Genomic DNA, 23,833 nt, shown 5'->3' on the forward strand with positions numbered 1-23,833 from the left:
GTGGTTCACGACTGGAGCGATCAAGGATCTGACAGCCACAAGAAACACAAAACACACGAAAAGAAAAGTATTGGACAGCCCGATTAAGTCCCTAGGTTTTTGTGCCTTTTTGTGTTTCTTGTGGCATTCATCTTCAACCATTTCTGTTATCTCTGTTGCCTCCTGTTCACAGATTAATCGTAATCACATACTCTGCCTAACACCAAACAACCTAGCCAACGCAACCTATGCACAGCAAAATATCTCCATTGCGAATACGTACGGCAAACGATAATGCAATCCAGCCGCAAGGCCAATTCGTGCTCTATTGGATGATTGCCAATCGCCGCACGCGATGGAACTTTAGCCTGCAACGAGCCGTCGAATGGGCGCAGGATTTGGACAAACCACTGGTCATTCTCGAAGCCTTGCGCTGCGACTACCGCTGGGCTAGCGACCGTTTGCATCGCTTTGTGATCCAAGGAATGATCGACAACGCTGCGGCTCTGCGTAAGGATCCTGTTAGCTACCTCCCCTATTTAGAACGACAACCTGGCGACGGCTCCGGTTTCCTTGCCCGGCTCGCGCGCGAGGCTTGTGTCGTTGTTGCAGATGATTTCCCCTGCTTCTTCTTGCCGAGGATGATCTCGGTAGCCTCGAAACAGATTCCTTGTCGATTCGAGCTGGTGGATTCCAACGGCCTGCTCCCGATGCGGGCAACCGACAAGGTATTCTTGCGCGCCTACGATTTTCGTCGCTACTTGCAGAAAGAATTAAAGCCCCATCTGTTTGAACTCCCCGCTGCCGATCCTCTGACGAAAGTGAGACTTCCGAAGCTCGAAACAATGCCAAGCGAGATCACCAAGCGTTGGCCAACCGAAGATGAGGAGATTCTAAGAGAGCTCGTCAACAATCTCGACGAATTTCCGATCGACCACTCCGTTGGGCCGGCACTTTTTGACGGAGGTCAACAAGCAGCAACTCACCAGCTGAACGAGTTTCTCAACAAGCGACTTGTGCACTATGCCGACTCCCGCAATCAGCCGCAACAGGAAGTCGCCAGTGGGCTCTCCCCCTACTTACACTTTGGCCACATCTCAGCCCATGAAGTGTTCGCCGCCACGATGAATCACGAAAAATGGACTCCTGATAAACTTGCCGCCAAGGCCACTGGCAGTTCCACCGGTTGGTGGGGAGTGAGCGAGACAGCTGAGTCCTTTCTCGATGAGCTGATCACCTGGCGCGAGCTGGGGTACAACATGTGCTCGAAGCGAGACGATTACGCCCGCTATTCCTCGCTCCCCGACTGGGCGCAAGCCACCCTTGCCGAACATGCCGACGACCCGCGCGAGCATGTCTATTCACTTGATGAATTCGAATCGGCCCACACCCACGACGAACTCTGGAACGCCGCCCAACGGCAACTAGTGCGCGAGGGCCGTATGCACAACTATCTCCGCATGCTTTGGGGCAAGAAAATCCTCGAATGGTCCCCTACCCCACAAGACGCCCTCGCGGTGATGATCGAGCTGAACAATAAATACGCCGTCGACGGCCGCAACCCCAACAGCTACAGCGGCATCTTCTGGGTCCTAGGCCGCTACGACAGAGCCTGGGGCCCCGAACGCCCCATCTTCGGCAAGATCCGATATATGTCGAGTGAGAACACGGCCCGCAAAGTAAAAGTGAAAGAGTATATTAAAAAGTATGGGCCTAATGGGCAGCAAGACTTGTTCTGAATCTCTAACACAGCGCCTCACCGACTATGATCACTGCTCCTACTATCCTGAGTTCAAATCTAGTTCTCATCGGTTGCATATTTGTCTTTCTCTGGCTGGTGAGTCTCAAGCTTCGCGATGCAAGTATTGTCGATCCTTGTTGGGGTGCCGGATTTGTGATTATCGCCTGGGCAACCTATGCACAGTTGGATCTGCCAAGCCAACGCGCGAGTCTGTTGATCGTGCTGATAACGATTTGGGGACTTCGATTGTCCCTCTATTTGTTTTGGCGTAATTGGGCAACTGGCGAGGATCGTCGTTATCGTGCGATGCGTGAGAAACACGGAAGAAGCTTTTGGTGGGTCAGCTTGTTTACCGTCTTTCTACTGCAAGCCGTGCTGATGTGGTTTATCTCCTGGCCAGTCCAGTTAGGAATGCTGTTGAGTGAACCCTTGGGGGTACTCGATGTGATGGGGACACTGCTCTGCATGATAGGGATTGCCTTCGAAACAACTGGTGACTGGCAGTTGGCCCGCTTCAAACGCCTACCTGCCAATAAGGGCAAAGTGCTCGATACGGGACTATGGCGTTATACCAGGCACCCCAACTATTTTGGCGACTTCTGTGTTTGGTGGGGTATCTACCTAATCGCCGTGGCGGGTGGGGCTTGGTGGACAATTGCAAGTCCTGTCGTGATGAGTTTCTTTCTGATGAAAGTCAGTGGGGTGGCACTTTTGGAAAGCACCATTGTCGAGCGACGGCCTGAGTACCAAGAGTACATCGAGAAAACCAACGCGTTTTTTCCCGGGCCACCTCATTAAGATGTTCTTATCGCAGGATGTCGCTCAGTGAGAAGCTGCAAACCCTCTTGATGATTGTGGCCCATCACATAGTGGGCTACGTACCACTGGTTTCCATTGTCAAAACGAAATAATTCGGAGCATGCCAGAAAAAACATGCGCCATCGCTGTAGCCGCAGTCTAGCGGTAGCTTGATCCGTCTCTTTCGTAAACAGCTTCAAGAGTTCGTTGTACACAGAATCAAGATTTTGCAGCCATGCCTCGCAGGTTTGACTATAGTGCGTGCCATTCACATTCCATTGCCGCTCTACATAAAGATGTTCATCGTATTCATTGAGCAAACCTGCTGACGGCATGATACCACCGGTGAAAAAATGCCGAGCCATCCAGTCACCGGGGGAATTGACCTCAAAGCAATAAGGAGTTTGATGATGGCAAAAGACATGTACAAAGAGCTTTCCTGTCGTAGTAAGCCAACCCGAAATCCGCTCCAACAGTATCGCATGATTGCGAAAGTGTTCAAACATTTCGACTGACAAGATGCGATCAAACAGATCAGTCGATTCAAATTCAGCCACATTGCGGGTAAGAACTTGCAAGTTCGCAAGGCCTCGAGACTTGCTTTGGCTTTCGATGAACTTACGTTGGCTGTTTGAGTTCGACACGGCTACGACTTGCGATCGTGGAAAATGATCGGCTAACCACAAGGAAAGCGAGCCCCAGCCACAGCCCAATTCCAAGATACGCATGCCATCCTCGATGGCGGCGCGCTGGCAAGTCAACTTGAGCATCGCCTCCTCGGCTTGATCAAGTGTCGTCGCTGCAGATTCCCAGAAACCACAACTATACTTCATGTGTTTGCCAAGAATGTGGCGAAAGAACTCTGCGGGCACCTCGTAGTGCTGTTGATTGGCCTCGACGGCTGACTCCAGTAGTGGACTGTTTCGCATTCTGTCTGCGAAATCATGTGTAGCGTTGCTCTGGGAAGAGTTTCCCCGAGCAGATTGCCGAAGTCGTTGCCTTAACAATCCTTGGATTCCAAGTCGCACACAATTGTCCGGAAGCCAACCATCCTCAGCGAATTGAATGGCATAGGAAGTAAGTTTGCCCAGCATTCTTTGATCCTCAATCCTTGGGCCTAACGAACAGGATCTGCTTTAGCTCGATCATTTCTTCCCTAAATCCAGCTTCACAGTAACTGAAGTAATAACGCCAAGTGCGGATAAATCGTTCAGACATTCCCATGACTCTGTAGGCATTGAGATTTGCTACAAACTGCCTATGCCACCGGGCAAGGGTCTCACCATAATGCGCGCCAAACTCATCAATTGCTTCCAATTGAAGATCCGTACTAACAGCGACGGCTCTCTTAATCGAGTTAGTTGAAGGTAAAGACCCACCGGGAAATACGTATTTCTGAATGAAGTCAACGGATCTTAAATAATTCTTCTCCCGCTCTTCCGGGATGGTAATTGCCTGCAAAGCAAACCGCCCGCCAGGCCGGAGAAGTGATGCACACTTGGTAAAAAAGACATTCAAGAATTCATGTCCAACTGCCTCGATCATTTCGACAGAGACAAGTTTGTCATATTGTCCTTGGAGTTCTCGATAATCTTGCCTGAGGACTCGAATACGATCTGCCAGTCCTGACTCGTTAACTTTCCTCAATACATATTCGTATTGAGTTTGCGAGATGGTTGTTGTCGTTACGCGGCAGCCATACTCACGGGCTGCACAAATTGCAAGTCCTCCCCAGCCTGTGCCGATTTCTAGCAAATGATCATCAGCAGTAAGTTTTAGCAACTGGCACAATCGCTTGAATTTTGCGATGGATGCATCTTCTAGAGTGGCTTTAGGATGCTCGAATATCCCTGCAGAATACGACATTGTAGAATCAAGGAACGTAGCAAAGAATTCATTGCTCAGGTCATAGTGATCGGCAATGTTCTGCCGACTGCCCTGCAAGGTGTTCCGTCGAGCCCAATGCCCAATCCTCTGCAGTGGTTTCACTAATCTCACGAATCCGTCTTCCAATCCTGTGAGCACGTGTCGATTGCGGGCCATGACGCGCATCAGTTGAAGTAGATCTGGAGATTCCCAAAAGCCTCGGATGAAAGCCTCAGCAGCCCCAACGCCACCACCTAAAACGGCTTGGCGATAGAAGCGGGGATCCAGAACATGGATCTCTCCCACAAAGCTACTCGATTCGTTTTGATTCAAGCAGATCGACCCTGTACTATCTACCAAAATTAGCTTGCCAGTTTCGATTCGATTCAAACGATGTACCAAGGCCGCACGATACCAGCGATCGAGAACAGTCAACCTTTGCTGCAAGCCAAACCGGTTAGCACTAGCAAGCTGACTATCTACTCGACGGTGCTGTTTGTTTGAGTTTCGCGTTTGTTTGGGTGAGGAAAGAACGGACATCGCTTCCACCATAGTAATAATGCTTGCCAATAAATACTTGTCACGATGCGAGCCGAAGCCCAAGGACTCTGCAAGAGTGCTCGTGCAATCTCTCGGTCAGTCAAATCACGCTTTCGGAGCTCCAGATTAGCAGTGAAAAAATGATTATTAGTTTGAATCGAATTGATTTGTACTTGAAGGGTCTCACTCGGAATACTGCACATCCACTGATAGAGCACGTCCATATCCATAAAAGGAGAAACATGGAATTCTTTAGGATGCTGGTAGGCAAGCAATTCTGCGTTCGATCCATGCTCAGGTACTAGAACATATCGATGCGTCTCTCGCCATGGAGTGTTCGAAACCTCAGCTACTATTGCCTCAACTTGGGTGTCATCTGCGTTGAACACATAGTAAAGATTTAGCGGACTGAAGTAATATCTCCAGCATCGAAGTAAGGTCAACAGACGAATTGGGCCGCTCAATGCCATGCCTGATCTTTCTTTTAAACACGCACGTATTTCCTTTTGAAGACTTTCTGCTTCTGTTTGCATGTGATCACTTTCAAGAAAACATGCAGGCCCCCAACGAGATGCGCCAAACAATCTAAGTCCTTGCCGTAGCGCAGAGACTTCGGCCAAATCCAAATAAGCCATCGTTATGGGATACCGAAACGAATGCTTTATTGGACTGGTTCTTCGATGTGTGACAACTCCGTGGTACAAACAGCTGTGCATGCTTCCAGTTCTATTCCAAATTGGCCCGCAACTGCCAGGGCACTTACTACTCCATCTTCGTGAAAACCATTTCTCCAGTAAGCACCGCAAAAAAAGGTTCGTTGAATGCCACTGATATTCGCCCATCCCTCTTGAGCCGCGATCGCTTCAGCATTGAACATAGGGTGGCTATAAGTGAACTCCTTAAGAATGTGTAACTCCGAAATACTTCGGTGAGGATTGAGGGTCAATAAGATCCGCTGAGGAGAGTTGATACTTTGTAGCCTTGTGAGGTCATAGGTTACACAAGTCTGACTTGAATCGGCAGTTGGAATGAGATAATTCCAGCTTGCCCAAGCACTCTTTCGTGAGGGCAGCCAGTTTTCATCCGTGTGTAGGACAGCTCTGTTCAGTTGATATTGAAATGTAGATAGTATTTTCAGTTCGCGCTCGGTTGTATCCGACAGCAACTTAAGTGCCGTATCCGCGTGGACTGCCATGATCACAGCTTCAAAACTCTCTGCCCCATAATCTCGGGTTTCAACATGAATCTGGTCAACATCACGAGTCACCGACTGCACAGGAGTATTTAACCGAACCCTCTCTTCTAGCCCAGCAGCCAACGCCTTGACATAATGTCGCGACCCTCCTGGTATTGTCTGCCAGTCGGGTCGATCCCATAATTGAAGCAGCCCATGGTTCTGCATGAACTGCAATAGAAAATGGGCAGGAAAAGATCGCACAGATTCCATCGGACTGGACCAAATAGCAGCAGTCATAGGCAACAGATATTTTTCACAAAACGCATTTCCATATCTTCTCTTACTCAGGAATTCATCAAGAGTGGTGGAATGTTCGTTCCTCTCGAGAAACTTTCTGGCCTGCCGATTGAAGCGAACGATGTCGGCAATCATTGCCCAAAACTTAGGCCGCCACAAATTGGTCCGCTGGGCAAATAATCCTGAAAGCGAACTTCCTTGATATTCCAATCCAGATCGCTCACATTTGACACTAAAACTCATATCGCTTGGCTGCGATTCGATATTCAATAGCCTAAGAAGTCTTTGAAAATTCGGATACGTACGACTATTGAATACCATAAACCCCGTGTCCACAGAAAAAGAATGTCCATCGAAAGTGACATCTACTGTGTTGGCATGCCCTCCTAGATAGTCAGACGCTTCGTACAAAGTCACATCGTGTCTCGTGGCTAGCAATCGCGCCGCAAGCAATCCACTCACACCCGCACCTATGACAGCGATCCTCATCGGCTCGCCTCGACAACCAATTCGTCAACAGAAAGCGTTGGTGCCGGTGAATCAGTTGCAAAGATTTCGCGAAGCACCTTGGTGCGATATGAGAAAATCTTTTGCAGGTCGCGTTTGACAAGTAGCTCATGAACTAGCCAGCCGCCCCAGAAGCCATACTGAACCTCATCCCGACAAACCGTGCCGTCTCCGTCCTGCTCGAAGGTATGCAGGTGTTCCCAGAATCGATAGGGGCCGCGTACTTGTACATCCGAAAACTTGACTGGAGGTTCCCAGCAATCAATCCTAGATTGCCACTTCATCGGGATGCCGTGCATTTTGAGCTGGTAGTCGATGAGAGTCCCCTCATGCATATTGATCGGCGAGGGGGTCGTCACTGAAAATTTCAGCCAAGGCGGCGTTAGCCTTTCCAATTCGAAGGCATCGGCAAACAAGGTAAACACCCGATCCAGTGGTGCAGGCAGTCGCACCTCGCTGGTCAAGCGATACCCACCGCGCGGGTCATCGTTTTTAGTAATTTGCAGCATGACCTAATGGCTTCACTCGAGAGAAATTCGTTGTTCAGAATCTGGTAATATCGGTAGACAAAATAACATACCGTAGTCGATTCGCTAGATTAACAACGACAATCGCCTTGGAAGAAACCGGAAAAATCGGCACAAAAGCGGGTATGCCTGAGCACAGCAAGTGAAAACCAAGTGACTGCCATGGACTCAGGTAGCGATGGAAGCGATAATTGAGATGTAATTTAACAGTTGAGCTCTAAAAACTTATGCACCGATTTGTCGCCATACTTGCCGTTCTGAGCGTATTGGCCCATGCCACCGTAGGATGCTGCGCCCATTCAGCTCACTTCGCTCCCTGTCATGCACAGACAACCATCGACTGTGAGCTTACTGATATCGATTCTTCGCATGAGCACCACTCGGATCACAAGCATCCAGGATCGCCTTGTGAATCGACTCCCGGTGAGCAACACGAATGTCAACACATTAAGTGCCAATGGCTCCCTTCGTCTAGTAGCGTCGATGTTAGTGTTGGATCTCCGTTCAACTCAGACTGTGTCATTTGCGACATAGTCATTCTGCAGCCAGATGCTTCTGTTTCACTCCATCGTCTCACACAGTCAGAACTACTTCTCGGGCTCTCCCTGCGCTCTCACCTCGCGCTCGGCATTCTTCTTATCTGATTCGAGAGAAATTGCTGAATCACTATAGGGCATGGCTATGGCAATGTTCTATGGTGGATGTTCTTGTTTGGTGCTGCCCGTTCGGGGAGTTCTCACGATGAAGTTGTTCATCCTCAACTGCGTGTCTGCTGAGGCATGCTCCGCAAGCAAAAATTGATGCACATGTCTAATCCTAAAAATCAACCGAGCAAAAACTCCTGGCGATTCTTGTTGGGAGTGTGTTTTGCCATTATTGTGTTTGCCGTATTCATCGATCCTGAAGGATGGTTGCCAAGTTCTAGCAACAAAGAAGATCCTGTTAAGCAGGCCTCGTCAGCTGCTGACCATGACGACGAACATGACCGTGAACCACATCAAGAACATGATGAAGAACATGATCGCGAACACGAAGATGAACATGGACATGACCACGCGGACCATAACGAAGCCGCATCGATTGAGCTGAGTAAGAATGGTCTCAAGAACATTGGGTTCGAGCCCTTCACCATCGAGCCGACTCGATATGACAAGCGGCTCACGTTGCCGGCTATCGTCGTAGAGCGACCTGGGCGATCTCAAATCCATGTCACGGCACCTCTGACAGGGCTCATCACAGAGATCTTTTCCGTAAATGGCGAAGCAGTCACCGCCGATCAACCACTTTTCGAAATGCGGCTGACCCATGAGGAACTAGTCGCTGCCCAGCGTGAATACCTGCGCACCTCTGAAAACCTCGCCGTAGTGGACCGCGAGATTGAAAGACTAAAATCCCTCGATGCGGGTGTGATCGCAGGTCGCCGTGTACTAGAGCAAGAGTATGAAAAACAGAAACTGGAGGCATCACTCCGTGCCGAGTCTCAGGCGATGCTGCTGCATGGACTTACGGAAAAACAGGTTGCCCAGATACGCGATACCGGTCGCTTGCTGAAGAATATTACTGTCCATGCCCCCGATCATATTCATAGTGAGGACAATTGTGTTGACGATCACCCATATCAAATCCAGAAACTGAATGTTGCCCCTGGAGAACACGTCGAAGTGGGACAGGAACTTGCCGTGCTGGCCGACCATTGTGAACTTCATCTCGAAGGGCTTGCCTTTGAGGACGACGTACCAGCAATCCGCCAGGCGGCCGAAGCGGGTCGAAAGATATCAGCCAGTTTGCTGGTAGACGATTCACCTGAGTCCACATTGAACGACTTGGAAATTCTGTATGTCGCAGATCAAATCAATCCTGAGACGCGCGCATTCAAGTTCTACCTAAGCTTGCCCAATCGGGTCGCCCTCGACAAAACAACTCCGGATGGCAATCGATTCGTGGAATGGACTTATAAACCTGGGCAGCGAATGCAACTCAAGGTGCCGATCGAGTCCTGGGAAGACCAGTTCGTCCTGCCTACAACCGCCGTTGTGGGTGAAGGTGCCGAAGCCTATGTCTACCGGCAAGAAGGAGACCACTTTGATCAAGTGTCCGTCCAAGTACTCAATCGCAATCGGGACGCCGTGGTAATCGCTGACGACGGAACACTTCAAAAGGGAGACGTCATTGCAGGTAGAGGCGCCTATCAGTTGCATTTAGCACTCAAGAATAAGTCCGGCGGTGGGCTTGATCCCCACGCGGGCCACAACCATTAAGGGTTTAGAGTTGAGAGTCTAGGGTTTAGAGAAATACACAACTACGATAAGTGGAGGGGACAGTGATTATGTTTGGTTTCGAAAAGCTGGAGGTGTGGTCACATTCTATCGAATTGACGGACTTGGTTTATCAGGCCGCCGATGAGTTTCCACGAGATGAGAAATATGGCTTGTCGAGCCAGTTACGAAGAGCAGTCGTTTCGATTCCCACGAACATCGCAGAGGGAAGTGGTAGGACAACGAAGAAAGACTTTGCCTATTTTGTTTCAATCGCATATGGCAGTCTCATGGAAACAGTCTCCCTGTTGGAAGTGGCGCGTCGAAGAGGCATGATACCTCAAGACAGTTTTCAGCAGTTGTACGCAAAGTGCGAAACAGCAGCGCGAATGTTAAGTGGCTTACGTGCGTCGCTTATGAAAGACCGCTAGGCATTTTTTCTAAACTCTCAACGCTAAACCCTCAACTCTCCTCCTATGCTCAACGCAATCATACGCTTTGCCTTGCAGAACCGACTGCTCGTTGTTGCGGTTGCGCTGTTTCTGCTCGGTTACGGTGGCTGGCAAGCTTCGCAGTTGCCTATCGACGTCTTCCCAAACCTCAATCGGCCTCGCGTGGTCGTCATGACCGAAGCCCCCGGCATGGCACCTGAAGAAGTGGAAACGTTGATCACCTTTCCCATTGAAACGGTGCTCAATGGCGCTACCGGAGTACAGGCAGTACGCACCTCCTCGGGCATTGGTCTCTCGGTCGTCTATGTGGAATTCGACTGGGGAACCGACATCTACAACGACCGGCAGATTGTCGCAGAACGATTGGCCTTGGCTTCCGAATCTTTACCCATGGGAGCCAAACCCCAACTGATGCCTATCTCGTCGATCATGGGTCAGATCATGATGATCGGGATGACCGCCGAGGCAGACACCACCCCCATGCAGCTTCGCACAATGGCCGACTGGGTCGTGCGACAACGACTCCTGACGATCCCCGGCGTCTCGCAAGTGATTGTGATGGGGGGAGAGCGAAAACAATTTCAAGTGTTGGTGGATCCTGACAAATTGTTGCAATTCGGTGTTTCGCTGCACGAAGTGAAGTTGGCTCTCAAGCAAAGTAACCAAAACACGGCCGGAGGCTATCTCGATGAACAAGGGCCCAACGAATTCCTTGTGCGGTCTCTGGGTCGAGTGAAAACCCTCGACGAGATTGGCGATATTGTTGTTAAACAGCGTGACCGTCAATCGGTTACGCTCGCACAGGTTGCCCACATCATCAAAGGTGCCCAAGTGAAGCGGGGTGACAGTTCCGTCTTCGCTCGCAATGATCAAGGGAAAATGACTGGGGGTACGGGGGTCGTGCTCACAATCCTCAAGCAACCCGACGCGGATACCCGCGAAGTAACAGGTCGCATCACGGCTGCCTTGGAGGAGATGCAAGTCTCTCTCCCTGCCGATGTAAAGATTCTTCCCGAACTCTACCAGCAGAAAGAGTTCATCGATCTGGCCATCGAGAACGTCGTCGAAGCACTGCGCGATGGTGCCATCTTGGTTGTCATCATCTTGTTCCTGTTCCTCATGAATGTACGGACCACGCTAATCACGCTCACGGCGATTCCTCTCTCGCTCGCCATCACAGCGATGGTGTTCGCGGTGTTCGGATTGTCGGTTAATACAATGACGCTAGGGGGTTTGGCGGTCGCTATCGGTGAATTGGTTGATGACGCAATCGTCGACGTCGAAAACATCTTCCGCCGACTGCGCGAGAATCGTCACTCGGCAATGCCGCAGAATCCTCTTTTGGTGGTATTCAAGGCGAGCGTCGAGATCCGCAACTCGATTGTCTACGGCACGATCATCGTCATGCTGGTTTTTGTGCCCCTGTTTGCCCTCTCAGGCATGGAAGGTCGCCTGTTTACTCCGCTGGGGATCTCATATATCGTCTCGATTGCCTCGTCGCTGTTAGTATCGCTCACGGTGACTCCAGTGCTCAGCTACTGGCTGCTGCGGGGCTCGACGACTGCCTGCGAAGAAAGAGACGGCTTCCTTCTCCGCTGGTTGAAGGGTATCGCTGGCGCGGTCATTCGATTTGGCTTGCGGTTTGCTTGGCCGATTCTCGCTGTTGCGTTGGTGGCGGTGGCGATCGCTGGTACAGCACTTTTGCGACTGGAGAGTGATTTTCTCCCACCGTTCAACGAAGGAGCCGTACAGATCAACGTACTCCTACCTCCCGGCACATCTTTGGCCACCTCGAGTCAAGTCGCGGCTCGCGTTGAAGATCGTCTTGGTCAACTCGATGATCTGGTGGCCTTTGTCCGCAAGACGGGTCGCGCCGAACTCGACGAGCACGCAGAAGGAGTCAACGTCACTGAGATTGTCGCAACCGTGAATCCCAACTCCGTGCGATCTCGCGAGCAAGTGATTGAAGAGATCAGCGAAGCATTGGCCGATATACCCGGCATCGTGACTTCCGTGGAACAGCCGCTGGCCCATTTGATTTCGCACATGCTCTCAGGGGTGAAGGCCCAGATAGCGATCAAGCTCTTTGGCGACGATCTGGACGAACTCCGCCGGCAGGCAGAGGGTTTTAAGTCAGCCATCGTGGACATCCCCGGAATACGCGATCTTCAAGTCGAACAGCAAGTAATTATCCCTCAACTGCGAATCGAAGCGGACGGCGAAAAGTTGAAGGCGTTTGGTCTGCGGCGGAGCGATGTGAATGAGTTTGTTGAGACGGCTATGCAGGGGGAAGTGGTCTCACAGGTACTCGATGGCCAACGCACGTTCGATCTCATGGTGCGCCTCGGCGAGGAATCTCGCGAGGACCTCGATGCCCTCAAGCGATTGCAAATTGATCTGCCCGGTGGTGGGAGCGTAAAACTCGAAGACGTCGCTCGGGTCTACAAAGCTGGCGGACCGAACATGGTCAATCGAGAACAGGTCCGACGCCGGATCGTCGTGCAATGCAATGTGACTGACCGTGGATTGGTCGATGTGGTAGATGATATCAAACAACGACTGGCTCCCCTGGTGACCGAATTGCCGCCCGGATACTTCGTTGAATACAGTGGCCAATTCGAGAGCCAGCAATCGGCCTCACGGCTGATTGGTATTCTGTTTGTTGCGTCGCTTATCGGCATATTCCTCGTGCTGTTCAAAATGTTCCACTCGGCCAACCTTGCCCTGCAAGTAATGATCGCGCTCCCCATGGCATTCATCGGTAGCGTGGCATCTCTCTACCTTACGGGGCAAACACTCTCTGTAGCCAGTATGGTGGGTTTCATTTCACTTTGTGGCATTGCGTCTCGCAATGGAATCTTGCTGATCAATCATTATCTGCATCTGGTGAAATACGAAGGTGAAACTTGGACTCGCGAAATGATCGTCCGCGCGGGGCAAGATCGCTTGGCCCCGGTTCTAATGACAGCCCTTACCTCGGGCATCGGCTTGGTGCCGCTGGCACTCGCCGCCGGGGAGCCAGGCAAGGAGATCTTGTACCCCGTAGCGACCGTCATCATCGGGGGGCTGGTCACCAGCACGTTGTTGGAATTCCTGGTCCGCCCTGCCCTGTTCTGGACCTGTGGAATGGGTTCTGCCCGCCGTGTGGTGGAGGCTTGTCGGGAGCGTGTTGTGCTGGAGGTTGAGGAAGGGTGAGTAGGTGAGCGATGGCCCATTTCTTTTGGACGATGAGGGGGGGAATGTCCCTCGCGTTATTTCGAAAACAGAAACACAGAACTAACAATTACACTTGAACTGCGAGCTAAGAAAGTATTTCAAGGGATTGAACACGAGAGAACAGAGTTAACGGAGATGAGATTCCCCATTTCCTTCTGTTCCAATTCTGTTCGGCGATGCTAAACTGGTGTTTTGCGGAGATTCCTTAGGTCGTAGAACTCCCTTCAGAATGACGTTCGGTTTCAGTATTTAGGATTCGTAATGCAACTCAAATCGTACTTTTGCTTGGCTATTGCTCTCTGTTTATTCTTTGAATCTCAATACGGAGCTGCAGAAGATAACTGGATCGAGCTCTTTAATGGCAAGGACACTAGTGGTTGGACGAATCCTTATGAGTGGGGACAGGCTGAGGTGGTCGACGGTGAGATTCACCTCACGGCCGATAAGAAATTTTTCCTGGTCACCGATCGCGAGTTCGGCGACTTTGTGTTTGAGGGAGAAGTGAAACTCCCCGAGGGACAAGCCAACTCAGGGTTCATGTTCCGCTGCCATGTAGAACCGAATAAAGTGTACGGCTATCAGGCAGAAGTCGATGGTTCGGATCGCAATTGGTCAGGCGGACTCTATGACGAAGGGCGACGGCAATGGGTGTGGCCGAGCCTGAAAGGACGAACCACGGATGAAAAGTTGCTGGAATATGAACAAGAATCGCACGACTATTTCAAACGACCCGAAGTCGCCAAGGCATTTGACCGCGATGGTTGGAACCGCTACCGCATCACCTGCAAGGGGGATTCTATCAAAATTGAAGTGAACGACGTGGTGACGACCGACATTCACGATGACGTTGATTCCCAAGGGCCAATCGCGATCCAGCACCATGGCGAGAAGGGACAGACGTATAAGTTTCGGAATTTGCGAGTGCGGGAGTTAGAGTAACAAGACTCTTTCCTAGCCGTCGCCTGAAGGCGATGGTTGCATCAGGGAAGACCATCGCCTGCCGTCGACGGCTAGGATTTCTCTGATCATTGCGACAAGGTGGGGAGATTTGCGCCGAGTGCTTCGACGGCATGCAATATCTCCTCTTTGCCTTGAGCAGGTGCCTGGCAAGTGAAACCTTCGCAGATGTAGAGCGTGGGAGCTTTGGCCTGCATCTCTTTACCTCGCAGTAGTTCTGCCAGTGCTGCGGGAGCATGGTCGCTTGCCAGGGCCAGCACCTTGTTGGGCAGAAACTGCTCATGCAGTTTGGAGATCACTTGCTTCGATTCTTCGCTCGCTAGATCCGCAGCAAGTACCATTTCGTAGGTGGGGCCGACTAGCAAGTCGACTGCTAGCAAAGTCTGTGCTGTCGCCGAGGGATACCGCGTTGCCAGTTCGGCCGCCCCCTGCACCGTTCGCGTTGCGGAATCTAGATATTGTTTGTTGCAGGTGAGTTTGCCGAGCTTGACCAAGATAAGTGCCGCCATCGCATTGCCGCTGGGGACTGCATTGTCGGTGAAATCTTTGTTGCGCACGAGTAGTTTTTCCTGATCGTCGGCAGTGAAAAAGAATCCCCCTTGTTCTTCATCGGCGAATCGCGCGAGCACCACGTCCATCAAACTTATCGCTTCCTCTAAGTATCGCGCAACGAACGTAGCCTCGTAGAGCGTGATCAAGCCGTTGGCGAGATAGGTGTAGTCGTCCAGATAGGCCTGGACCTTAGCCTCGCCGTGGCGCCAGGTGTGTAGCAAGCGGCCATCAGCTTCACGTAAATCGGAGAGCAAGAAATCAGCGGCCTTTTCAGCGGCAGCCAGATATTTTGGCTCATCCAAGACGGCTCCCGCTTCTGCCAAGGCCTCAATCGTAAGTCCATTCCAGGCGACCAGCACTTTGTCATCCTTGTGCGGATGAATCCGCTTCTCGCGAGCGGTGAATAGTTTGGATCGGCTTTCGGCGAGTTCTCGGTGAAGTTCCGCTGAGTCACGACCCATTATCTTTGCGTGTTGGTCGATAATCTTAGGGAGATTAAGAATATTGGAGTGCTCAAAATTTCCTTCTTCGCTGACATCGTAGATTTTGGCAAATGTAGCCGCCGCTGAATCGTCGAGCACTTCTCTGAGTTGCTCCGGTGTCCAAGTGTAAAACTTCCCCTCGACCCCTTCGCTATCTGCATCTTCACTGCTGTAGAATCCTCCGGCGGGGTCCGTCATATCGCGGAGGACGTAATCCAAGGTTTCGCGGACCACCTGAGCGTAGTTCTCGTCGCCAGTGATCTGATAGGCCTCCAAGTAGGCAAGTGCCAACTGGGCATTGTCGTAGAGCATCTTTTCGAAGTGTGGCACCAACCAGCGAGCGTCGACGCTGTAGCGGGCAAAGCCGCCGCCGAGGTGATCGTAGATTCCCCCTGCCGCCATATGGTCGAGTGTGCCACGTACCATATCGAGTGACGACTGCTCTTGGCGGCGATACCAATCTCGCATCAACAGTCGTAATGACATCGGCGCTGGAAATTTGGGTGCCCCGCCAAAGCCGCCGTAGGAGCTATCGTAGGATTGTCTAAAATGCCCCGCCGCTCCGGCAATCCAGGAGGCCGATACTTTGGCTTCGGCGCCCGAACCTTGTACAGATTTGCTAAGTTCTGCGGTGAGTCGTTCGGCAGTCTCCAGGGCAGCATCGCGATTATTGATCCAGGCGCCGGCGACGGCGTCGATCACCTGGCCGAACCCTGGCATACCATGCTTTGGTTCCGGAGGCCAATAGGTTCCACCGTAGAAAGGTTTCAGATCCGGCGTAAGAAACACACTCATTGGCCAGCCACCGCGGCCCGTGAGCATCTGCACAGCATTCATGTAAACCTGATCCAGATCAGGCCGTTCTTCGCGGTCGACCTTGATGCAGACGAACTTCTCGTTGAGCGATTTGGCGATCGCCTCGTTCTCGAAACTTTCGTGCTCCATCACATGACACCAATGGCAGGCCGAGTAACCAATCGAAAGAAAGATCGGTTTTTCTTCCTTACGAGCGAGTTCTAATGCTTCGGGCCCCCAGGGGTACCAATCGACTGGATTGTCCTTGTGCTGCAAGAGATAGGGGCTGGATTCGTTGGCCAGGCGATTAGGCATGAGATGGCTCGGCGGCTGGGGGTGGGGATTACTCAAAGTTCAGCATAACAAATTCGGATCTGACTGTTACCCGCACCTCTTACCCGGGCAGATCCTAGAAACGAGTAGTTTGATGTTTTTTTGCAACATTCATCGTTGTGAGTGTTCCCTTCTATCACGCCTTTCCCCTGCCAACCGTCATAAATCCCTGCACTATCGTATGCTTGAAGATTGACCAGGATCAGGCGCGGAACTTGCCAATAGACCTGCCTGTCAACTCTTTCGAAATTCGTGAGCTCGACCAACTATGGGAACTGCACCTTCAGATTCGACACGTAACCAAGGGCGAATCCTGGAACTGGATGCCCTCCGGGGATTGGCCGCAGTTGCAGTTGTGTTGTTTCATTTTACGACTCGCTACGATCATTTATTCAGTCATGTGACGACATTGTCGGCCAGTGTTCCTTGGGGACATTATGGAGTCGACCTGTTCTTCATGCTCAGCGGATTTGTGATCTTCATGACGCTCGATCGGCAGTCCGATCCTTGGCGATTTGCCTGGGGCCGCTTTTCGCGTCTCTATCCTGCCTACTGGACGGCCGTTATTGTGACCTTTGCAGTGGTCAGTTTCTGTGGGCTGCCGGGGCAAGAAGTTTCACTTGTTGCAGCGCTAGTCAACTTGACCATGGTGCAATCCTTGTTAGACACACCGCATGTGGATGGTGCGTATTGGTCCTTGCAGGCGGAGTTGATTTTTTACGCCAACATACTCGCCTGCTATCGCTTGGGAGCGTTTCGTCGCCCACGAATTGCGATCGCCATTTGGGTTGGCATTGCAGCACTGATTCACATAGTGAGTGCAATGACCACCGTGCCAATGATAGCTGGCCTCGCTAACAAACTGGCCACGATCACCAGCCTGAAGTACATTCCGCTCTTTGGCATAGGCATGCTCCTCTACCAAGTTCACCTACAGCGAAAGTTGACTCGGAATGATCTGTCGCTTCTGGTTGGATGCTGGGCTACTATTGGAATCTTCGACGGAATCTCCCATGCCCTGGCGGCCTGTTTCCTGTCGCTCGGCCTCTTTCTGGCGGTCGAGGGTTATCTTCCCCAGCTGCAGTCTCGCATGCTCGTGGCCCTGGGTGCTCTCTCCTATCCTCTCTATCTGATACATCAGAATATCGGCTACGTATTGATTCGCTGGCTTGAATCGAGAGCTATGTCCCCTGGATGGGCAATCGGGGCGGCCCTAGTTCTTACCTTTGTGCTGGCAGTCTTGTTGCACCAGTTGGTGGAGAAACCCGCACTAGCAGCACTGCGTAATAGACAAAAACGCACCCTTAAATCCGGTAGTGCGGTATTGAATCCGGTTTGACTAGGATGCAGATTCCCCCACCGGTATCAATTTCGATTGACTGATTGCCGATCTCTCCTGGTTTGTCCAGTCTGGGTATTTCCGCGTTATAAATTGCCTGACCCGTAACCGCTGCTTCGTTTCAAGAAAATATCGCTCGACGGACGCCAAAATGTCCGGATCGCCATTGCCGCAGATCGATGATTGCCTAACAATTCTCAAAGAGTCGATATAGGTCCGCTTAGATTGCAACTGCGAGCTAGCGGGGGTATTGGCCGATTTCAATCTTTCTTGGCGGTATCACCTCAGAAGTCAACAGCAACAGAATAGAAGAGTTGAGATCGGACGTTTCATTGGTCCGAATTTGCTGAGGTTGTGTCATGGATAGCGCGACCGTCTATGAAGACGAGTTTCCGGAAGAAGAACGAGATTCCAAAAGGGCGTCCCACTCTCAAGCTAAGTGGAAAAAGCGACGAGGGTTTACGCGCAAGAATCGTCGTCCCTCTCGCCCTTCCACGCATATCGGCCAGCGGAATAATCACCGCCTGCGACAATTGGGCTAAGCGAATCTAGCTAAGGCCAATTGCTGGGCAGCTCGTTGTGAGGACCTGTTATGTTACTGGAGCGACTCTGAAACTTCGACTTCGTCGCTCTCGGCGAGTCTGTCGTCAGCTGGGGTAGCTTTGGCTGGAGTCGATGGCTCGATAGGTTTTTCCAGGACCTGCAAGATTTCTGATTGGGTTTGCTTCTTCAAATCAACATCAACGACAAAGTCACCCTGAAGAAAATTGCGGCCCAGTAGCAACGGATACTTCATCCGCGAACGGTCATTCAGAGTGACCAACACGCGCTTTTTCACATCGTTCCAGCGGAGCGTCAGTTTGACCTTATAACGCTGTTCATCCACTGCAGATGTCTTTACCGTGCCGATTTCCTCGATCCGACTTTCAATCCATTGTGACTCGTCGCGATGGTTTTTGATTCGGATGCGGATCTTCTTTCCGACATTCTCCGCCATCTCAGGGGATTCTTCTTCGATAGCCCATTCCTCGACGTGCAGGGAAGTGGTCGTCGCACCTGTATCCACGCGCGCCTTAAAGTTTAACTCGCTCTTGGACTCGGCGATGATCGTTGTGGGGCCGATAATACGCTTTTCAGCTATCCGAGCAATCGGATTCTCTTCGGCGTGAACCGTACCACCAACGATTCCCAATAATACGAGGTTCGTATGTAAGCAATTATTTACGAAGCGTTTAAGAAATCTCGAATTTGAAACTGCAACTCGTGCCGAGTCCATGGCAGGAATCCTTCCCTGGATGTAGATTGGGTATGAGTGAACGTCCGAATTCAAGCTAATTTCGTAGTTTCTCGCAATCCCGATTTGCAAGAAATGCCTGTAGAATTGCAGTGCTAGCTTGGAGGAATTGCCTCTTAACAAAGCCACTAAGGATTTCTTGGGATTCGCCAAAGGATGATATACTGCCCGATTTCTACATCTTGGCGAATTTGCCAACGAATCCAGCAGCCGTGGCGTCAGACTCCTTGAGCGGGTCGACAATCTTCACCGAATCGATTGATGCGAAGCTCATCAGGATGAACCGCCCCCCCATCGCGTCGGGATTGGTACGTTCCAAGAGGACCATCGTGCCCTTCAACATGAACGCCTTGAATGGCGTCGCTTCATTGAGAGAATTCGTGACAATGCCTCGGCGGGGGATGCTCTCCGGCCACTCTTGAAAGAAAGCTTGCCATTGCTGTGCAGTGGTTTGGATAGTGTCGCTCATGTGTTCAGATATCCTGAAATGGGATTGAGAAAGCTCAAGAAATATAGCTTACAGAATGGCCTAATTTGCCACTCTTATCACCAGTTTGCCGCAAAACCCGCCCTTTTCGATTGTGGTATGGGCTTGGGCTGCCTCTTCCAGGGGAAAAGTATGGGCGATTGTCACCTTGAGTTGTCCCGCCGAAAACAACCTTACTAGCTCGCGTAAATCCTCGTCACGCGGAATCGCCAGCATGATCCGGCCTTTTTGACTGCGAGGCCAGGTGAACAACGTTTCCATGAGTCCCCACAGACTTGGCTCCGTGGAGACGAAAGACCCTTTTTCGGTCAAGACTCGCTTCGCTTCACCGAATGAACTCTTCCCTGCGGCGTCAAAGACGAGGTTCCACCAACGATCCATATCGACAAAGTTCTGCTGTTCGTAGTTGATAAAGTCATCGGCACCCAGGGTCCGCACGAAATCCTCGTGTTTGCCACTGGCGACTCCTGTGACGCTGGCGCTGTAAGCCTTGGCAATTTGCACAGCAAAGGCACCAACTCCTCCACTGGCCCCATTGACCAGCACCTCATCGCCCGTCTTCATTTGACCGTGGTCACGCAGAGATTGCAGCGACGTCGAAGCAGCCAGCGGAATTGCGGCCCCTTCCTCGAAAGTCATCGCATCAGGAATTGCTGCAACACATTTTGTGGAACAGGATACGAACTCTGCATAGGCTCCCCCATAGATATGCTTGAGATAGGCAAGTACGCGTGTCCCTACCGAGAACGTGCAATTCTCTCCACAAGCCTCCACGATCCCACATACATCGTAACCCGGAATGCGAGGAAACCCGCCAGGGAGTAAGAATCGGGCTTCTCCGCTGCGTAGTCGGGCCTCGACAGGGTTGACTCCTGCAGCCATCACTCGGATCAGAACCTCATCCTTGGCTGGTTTTGGCGGTGCCATCTCGGCCATTTGTAGAACACTGGGATCGCCGTAGTTTTTGTATATGATTGCGCGCATGGATTATTTTGCCCGTAGTCGCAGTACCTTTTTCGTAGACGAAGCCGGTTATTCTAAGTGATTTCATGTCCACGATATATTTGCGCTAGCAACGCGAGACCAAAAACAAGGAGTATCGAAGAATGTGGCTCCGGCACGCCAAGGAGTGGACTCTGAGGGGAGATTAAAGTCACTTCGTTTCTCTGCCAAATCAAGAAATCACGGCCATCAGTGTCCCCATCCAAGTCAGCATCTCCGCCAGCGTCGATACCGTAGCTATTTTGCCAGATTCCAAGATCGAACTGATCAATTTGGTCATCAAAATTAAAATCACCGGGGGCGCCAGGGAGGTCGACAACTTCTAGTATCACTGCGTCCGGCGTGTAAATTAGTCCAAGATCGATCAAAGGATGATCCCACGAGATCGAATTGAATTGGCCGATAACGTTGCTCGCGGAAATGAGTGGAAACTGGGCACCTTCGACCAGTGGTTGCGTCAAGAAGTCCGCAGTTAGCAAGAGTTCCAGGTTTCCATCGAGAGTTACGTTGCCAGTGGCGTCGATTGGTGGCAGATTTGCTGATTCGCCCATGGTTAGTCTTGCAATAGCAGTCTGCCCGAGGACGAAATCTCCGGTGACCTGAAATTGGTCCGTACCATTTATTATGCCTTGGATGTCGAGATCACCTACGATCTCACCCCAACCGGCTATCGAACCGGAAGAATTCACGTGTAGCATCTCGAAATCTAAGATGCCTCCCGTCAGTTGGATTTCGCCAGAATTAGTCCACGGTCCCCCGGTCACGTACAGCCGACCGTCTTCAGTGACAGTCGTATCTCCCTTGGTATGAAGACTGGCGACCTGAAAGGTCCAACTATCGGTCCAGGAACTGTTTTGAAAAGTCTCGAAACCAACTAGCACATTCCCGTTCACGACCAAAGCTGTGTTGGGTGCGTCAAGCACCGTGTTGCTGTCATAGCGAGTTGACGAAACTAGATTGATGCCAGACGGCAAAGTAACATTAGGATAAACAAAGGTGAATTGATCTCGAATAAAGCGCCCTCCCCCACCACCCAATGTCCCAGTCCCCGTCAAAGTCGAGCCAGCCAAGAAATGCACAGTGCCGGCGATGAGCCCATGGGCTTCGAGTTGTCCCTCGACAGAAAAATTACCGCTGAGATTGCCTTCGGCTCGACTGTTTATGAATGTCGATTGAGATGCGTTGACCGAGCCGGTAGCCCACAGGTTATGGGCTGTAGAGTTCGAGATCTGCCCACCAGTGATCTTCACGTCGAGAAGGGTCACGTCGGAAAGCCTCCCTTGTGAGTGGACGAATAATGGCGAACCGACGTGAGTGCTTTGGATAGTGCCGTTTTGGATTTCTCCAAGCCGAGTTACCGCCAAATCAATACTTTGCAAGGAATTCAAATCTAAGACTGCCCCCTCTAGATCGAGGGTACCCCCAACGTGCCCATTGGGATCATCTCCAATCTCAAGTCGCTCAGGAGTGCCAAAACTCAATGCGAAGAGGTCCGTTAGAGTGGTGTCGTAGGTTATCCTTAGTGTGCCGCCGCTCATGTCGATCGATCCTGGGGACACTCCCTGGGTGTAAAGCTCCAAGAGTCCCGCCGATACGCTAATTCCTCCTAGGTTCGTCCAATCGTCGGTGAGGATAAGTGTCCCACCAGATAATTGCACAGGCTTCGCAAGTGTCGACGCTCCTTCGAGAGTTACTCGGCCGTTTGCCAGATCTAGCGGCACATCAAGCGTTGCGCCTTGGAGACGTTGAGAAATATCCTGGGGCGTCTGCGGCCCCGTGAGCGTACCATTGAAAACATACCCAGGCTGAAACACGTAATTGGAGGGCAAGGAAGAGTAATCGAACACACCTGATTCCATATCGAAGCCGGTATAGGTTGACGTTAACAAGACTTGTGCCGTGCCGGTAATAGGCAAGGTACTCAGTTGTGTTGCAGTGATAGCCGGGCCAGTAGAATTGAAGTTCAGATAAACTTCTCCCCCGGTGGAAGCAATCGGGAGAATGCTCTCTGGAGATCGCAGATAGATCGTGCCACCAGATTCGAGGTTCAAGGGCTGACTGGCTGTCGCTTGCGTCTCTGCATTAAGTATCAAACTTGCGTCAAACCCAACCGTGAAGGACAAGTCGAAATGTGGCGAACCATAAACGGTCATCTCCCCTCCTGGTTGCAACTCGACCTGGCCCACCGCCCCCTTGAATCCCGCAGAAAAGTAGTCGCCGTTGGTAATGCGAATAAGTCCTTCGTTGCGAAAGTCGCTAATGTGAAAGTAGCCGCCATCGGTCTCTGCGAGAATCTGCCCTTGATTGACAACGGTACCCGAGTTACTTTCTGTGAAGTAAGCTGGGAGAGAAAGTACAACACTCTCGCCCATCGAACGTACTATCACATCGGGTCCAATCAAGAGTTCCTTTCCTGCTTGCTCATGAAATAGAATGCGATATTGAAAGTCACTTGACTCAGGGCGACTTGATTTCAGTTGCCATTCACCGGATCCTAGAATGTCGCTGCCAGCATAAATGAACCCACGAGCAAATTCCAATATTCCTTCGTCAAGCCGCATGCCGTTGACGATGATTATTTGGTTGTAAGACCTTAAACTGGCAGCTAACTCGACATTATTCAAGTACGCTTGGGCGTTTGAACCCGTTTTAATTACACCTTCCGATCCAGCACTTATTCGAGTGTCATAAAGCACACCATCACCATCTATTACAAGTGAGCCATTCTCTACGTGAATACCGTTCGTGGTGGTTAACGCTCCACCGTCGATGATATTCAGTACAGCATCAGATGAATCAATCGAAAGTCTATCTATCCAAACATTCTGATCGAGAGTTACATCATACGGATTGCCGACAACATTGATCGTGGCATCGTACCGATTACCGAAAGATGGTGTGTCGTTTTCCGGATAGCTTGTGCTGGACCATTGACTAGAATCCGTCCAATTGCCGTCTTGAGCGGAGAGCCATGCGGAGTCGATGGCAAGCAGATTTACAGTTTCCCCACCACAGAATGTATAGAGGAACGCGATGATGAGTGTGATATAGGTGCGCATGACGAAGTTTACTGGTACAAGACTGATAGTACGAGGTGACCTGAGTATAACTTGGGAACGTTCGTGAGTCGAGAAATAGAGGCAATGCTTGCAGTAGATTCGATCTATGTATCTTCGAGAACGCGATTTAGGAACAGACTGGAGTTGATTCGAATCGGTCTCACTTGAAGTAAATTGT

Annotated in this window: 17 protein-coding genes; 7 read left to right on the plus strand and 10 right to left on the minus strand. The window is 51.1% G+C overall.

The genetic code is table 11. The features are described 5' to 3' along the window. Positions 1-227: 227 nt before the first annotated feature. Both Pr1d_RS19920 and Pr1d_RS19925 read left to right on the plus strand, forming a co-directional pair. A complete protein-coding gene (locus Pr1d_RS19920) occupies positions 228-1,718 on the plus strand; it encodes a cryptochrome/DNA photolyase family protein (RefSeq protein WP_148075156.1) in 1,491 nt (496 codons plus the stop codon). A 26-nt stretch (positions 1,719-1,744) separates the two neighbouring features. Then, positions 1,745-2,518 carry a DUF1295 domain-containing protein gene (locus tag Pr1d_RS19925; RefSeq protein ID WP_148075157.1) on the plus strand — a complete coding sequence of 258 codons (774 nt, stop codon included), beginning with the start codon at positions 1,745-1,747 and terminating at the stop codon, positions 2,516-2,518. Here the strand turns inward: Pr1d_RS19925 and Pr1d_RS19930 are convergent. The 5 genes from Pr1d_RS19930 to Pr1d_RS19950 are packed head-to-tail and all read right to left on the minus strand — an operon-like array spanning position 2,515 to position 7,414. Next, positions 2,515-3,612, minus strand: a complete 1,098-nt coding sequence (locus Pr1d_RS19930; RefSeq protein ID WP_148075158.1) for an SAM-dependent methyltransferase — start codon at positions 3,610-3,612, stop codon at positions 2,515-2,517. The two genes, Pr1d_RS19925 and Pr1d_RS19930, sit on opposite strands and share 4 nt — an antisense overlap. A gap of 10 nt (positions 3,613-3,622) precedes the next feature. Continuing rightward, entirely contained in the window at positions 3,623-4,924 is a 1,302-nt protein-coding gene (locus Pr1d_RS19935; protein ID WP_210417789.1) for an SAM-dependent methyltransferase, read from the minus strand. Then, positions 4,864-5,640, minus strand: a complete 777-nt coding sequence (locus tag Pr1d_RS19940) for a DUF1365 domain-containing protein (protein ID WP_168205370.1) — start codon at positions 5,638-5,640, stop codon at positions 4,864-4,866. The genes Pr1d_RS19935 and Pr1d_RS19940 overlap by 61 nt, the downstream gene beginning before the upstream one ends. Next, on the minus strand, positions 5,586-6,887 hold the full coding sequence (locus Pr1d_RS19945; RefSeq protein ID WP_148075161.1) for an NAD(P)/FAD-dependent oxidoreductase: 1,302 nt from the start codon (positions 6,885-6,887) through the stop codon (positions 5,586-5,588). Before Pr1d_RS19945 ends, Pr1d_RS19940 begins: the two co-directional genes overlap by 55 nt. Next, positions 6,884-7,414, minus strand: a complete 531-nt coding sequence (locus tag Pr1d_RS19950) for an SRPBCC family protein (protein ID WP_148075162.1) — start codon at positions 7,412-7,414, stop codon at positions 6,884-6,886. The genes Pr1d_RS19945 and Pr1d_RS19950 overlap by 4 nt, the downstream gene beginning before the upstream one ends. A gap of 824 nt (positions 7,415-8,238) precedes the next feature. Between Pr1d_RS19950 and Pr1d_RS19955 the strand changes: the two genes are divergently transcribed. The 4 genes from Pr1d_RS19955 (at position 8,239) to Pr1d_RS19970 (ending at position 14,294) form a co-directional block, all read left to right on the plus strand. Beyond that, positions 8,239-9,690 (plus strand): efflux RND transporter periplasmic adaptor subunit, encoded by a 1,452-nt coding sequence (locus Pr1d_RS19955; RefSeq protein ID WP_168205371.1) that lies wholly within the window; start codon positions 8,239-8,241, stop codon positions 9,688-9,690. A gap of 68 nt (positions 9,691-9,758) precedes the next feature. After that, the gene (locus Pr1d_RS19960) at positions 9,759-10,118 is read left to right on the plus strand and encodes a four helix bundle protein (RefSeq protein WP_148075164.1); all 360 of its coding nucleotides are present in this window, start codon (positions 9,759-9,761) and stop codon (positions 10,116-10,118) included. A 45-nt stretch (positions 10,119-10,163) separates the two neighbouring features. Beyond that, on the plus strand, positions 10,164-13,334 hold the full coding sequence (locus tag Pr1d_RS19965) for an efflux RND transporter permease subunit (protein WP_148075165.1): 3,171 nt from the start codon (positions 10,164-10,166) through the stop codon (positions 13,332-13,334). Positions 13,335-13,616: 282 nt separating this feature from the next. Then, entirely contained in the window at positions 13,617-14,294 is a 678-nt protein-coding gene (locus Pr1d_RS19970) for a 3-keto-disaccharide hydrolase (RefSeq protein WP_148075166.1), read from the plus strand. 86 nt (positions 14,295-14,380) lie between these two features. Here Pr1d_RS19970 and Pr1d_RS19975 read toward each other — a convergent pair whose 3' ends face one another. After that, positions 14,381-16,456, minus strand: coding sequence for a thioredoxin domain-containing protein (locus tag Pr1d_RS19975; RefSeq protein ID WP_148075167.1), 2,076 nt, complete (start codon positions 16,454-16,456; stop codon positions 14,381-14,383). 286 nt (positions 16,457-16,742) lie between these two features. Between Pr1d_RS19975 and Pr1d_RS19980 the strand changes: the two genes are divergently transcribed. Continuing rightward, a complete protein-coding gene (locus Pr1d_RS19980) occupies positions 16,743-17,813 on the plus strand; it encodes an acyltransferase family protein (protein ID WP_148075168.1) in 1,071 nt (356 codons plus the stop codon). 595 nt (positions 17,814-18,408) lie between these two features. Here the strand turns inward: Pr1d_RS19980 and Pr1d_RS19985 are convergent. The 4 genes from Pr1d_RS19985 to Pr1d_RS20000 all read right to left on the minus strand — a co-directional run bounded on the left by Pr1d_RS19985 (position 18,409) and on the right by Pr1d_RS20000 (position 23,655). Continuing rightward, positions 18,409-19,089, minus strand: a complete 681-nt coding sequence (locus tag Pr1d_RS19985; RefSeq protein WP_148075169.1) for a putative ATP-dependent zinc protease — start codon at positions 19,087-19,089, stop codon at positions 18,409-18,411. 193 nt (positions 19,090-19,282) lie between these two features. Continuing rightward, complete coding sequence (locus Pr1d_RS19990; protein ID WP_148075170.1) at positions 19,283-19,576, minus strand: hypothetical protein; 294 nt, start codon at positions 19,574-19,576, stop codon at positions 19,283-19,285. Between the two features lie 60 nt (positions 19,577-19,636). Further along, positions 19,637-20,578, minus strand: coding sequence for an NAD(P)-dependent alcohol dehydrogenase (locus Pr1d_RS19995; RefSeq protein ID WP_148075171.1), 942 nt, complete (start codon positions 20,576-20,578; stop codon positions 19,637-19,639). Between the two features lie 53 nt (positions 20,579-20,631). Next, entirely contained in the window at positions 20,632-23,655 is a 3,024-nt protein-coding gene (locus Pr1d_RS20000) for a hypothetical protein (RefSeq protein WP_148075172.1), read from the minus strand. Positions 23,656-23,833 lie beyond the last annotated feature (178 nt).

This window comes from Bythopirellula goksoeyrii (assembly GCF_008065115.1).
Taxonomy (GTDB): Bacteria; Planctomycetota; Planctomycetia; order Pirellulales; family Lacipirellulaceae; genus Bythopirellula; species Bythopirellula goksoeyrii.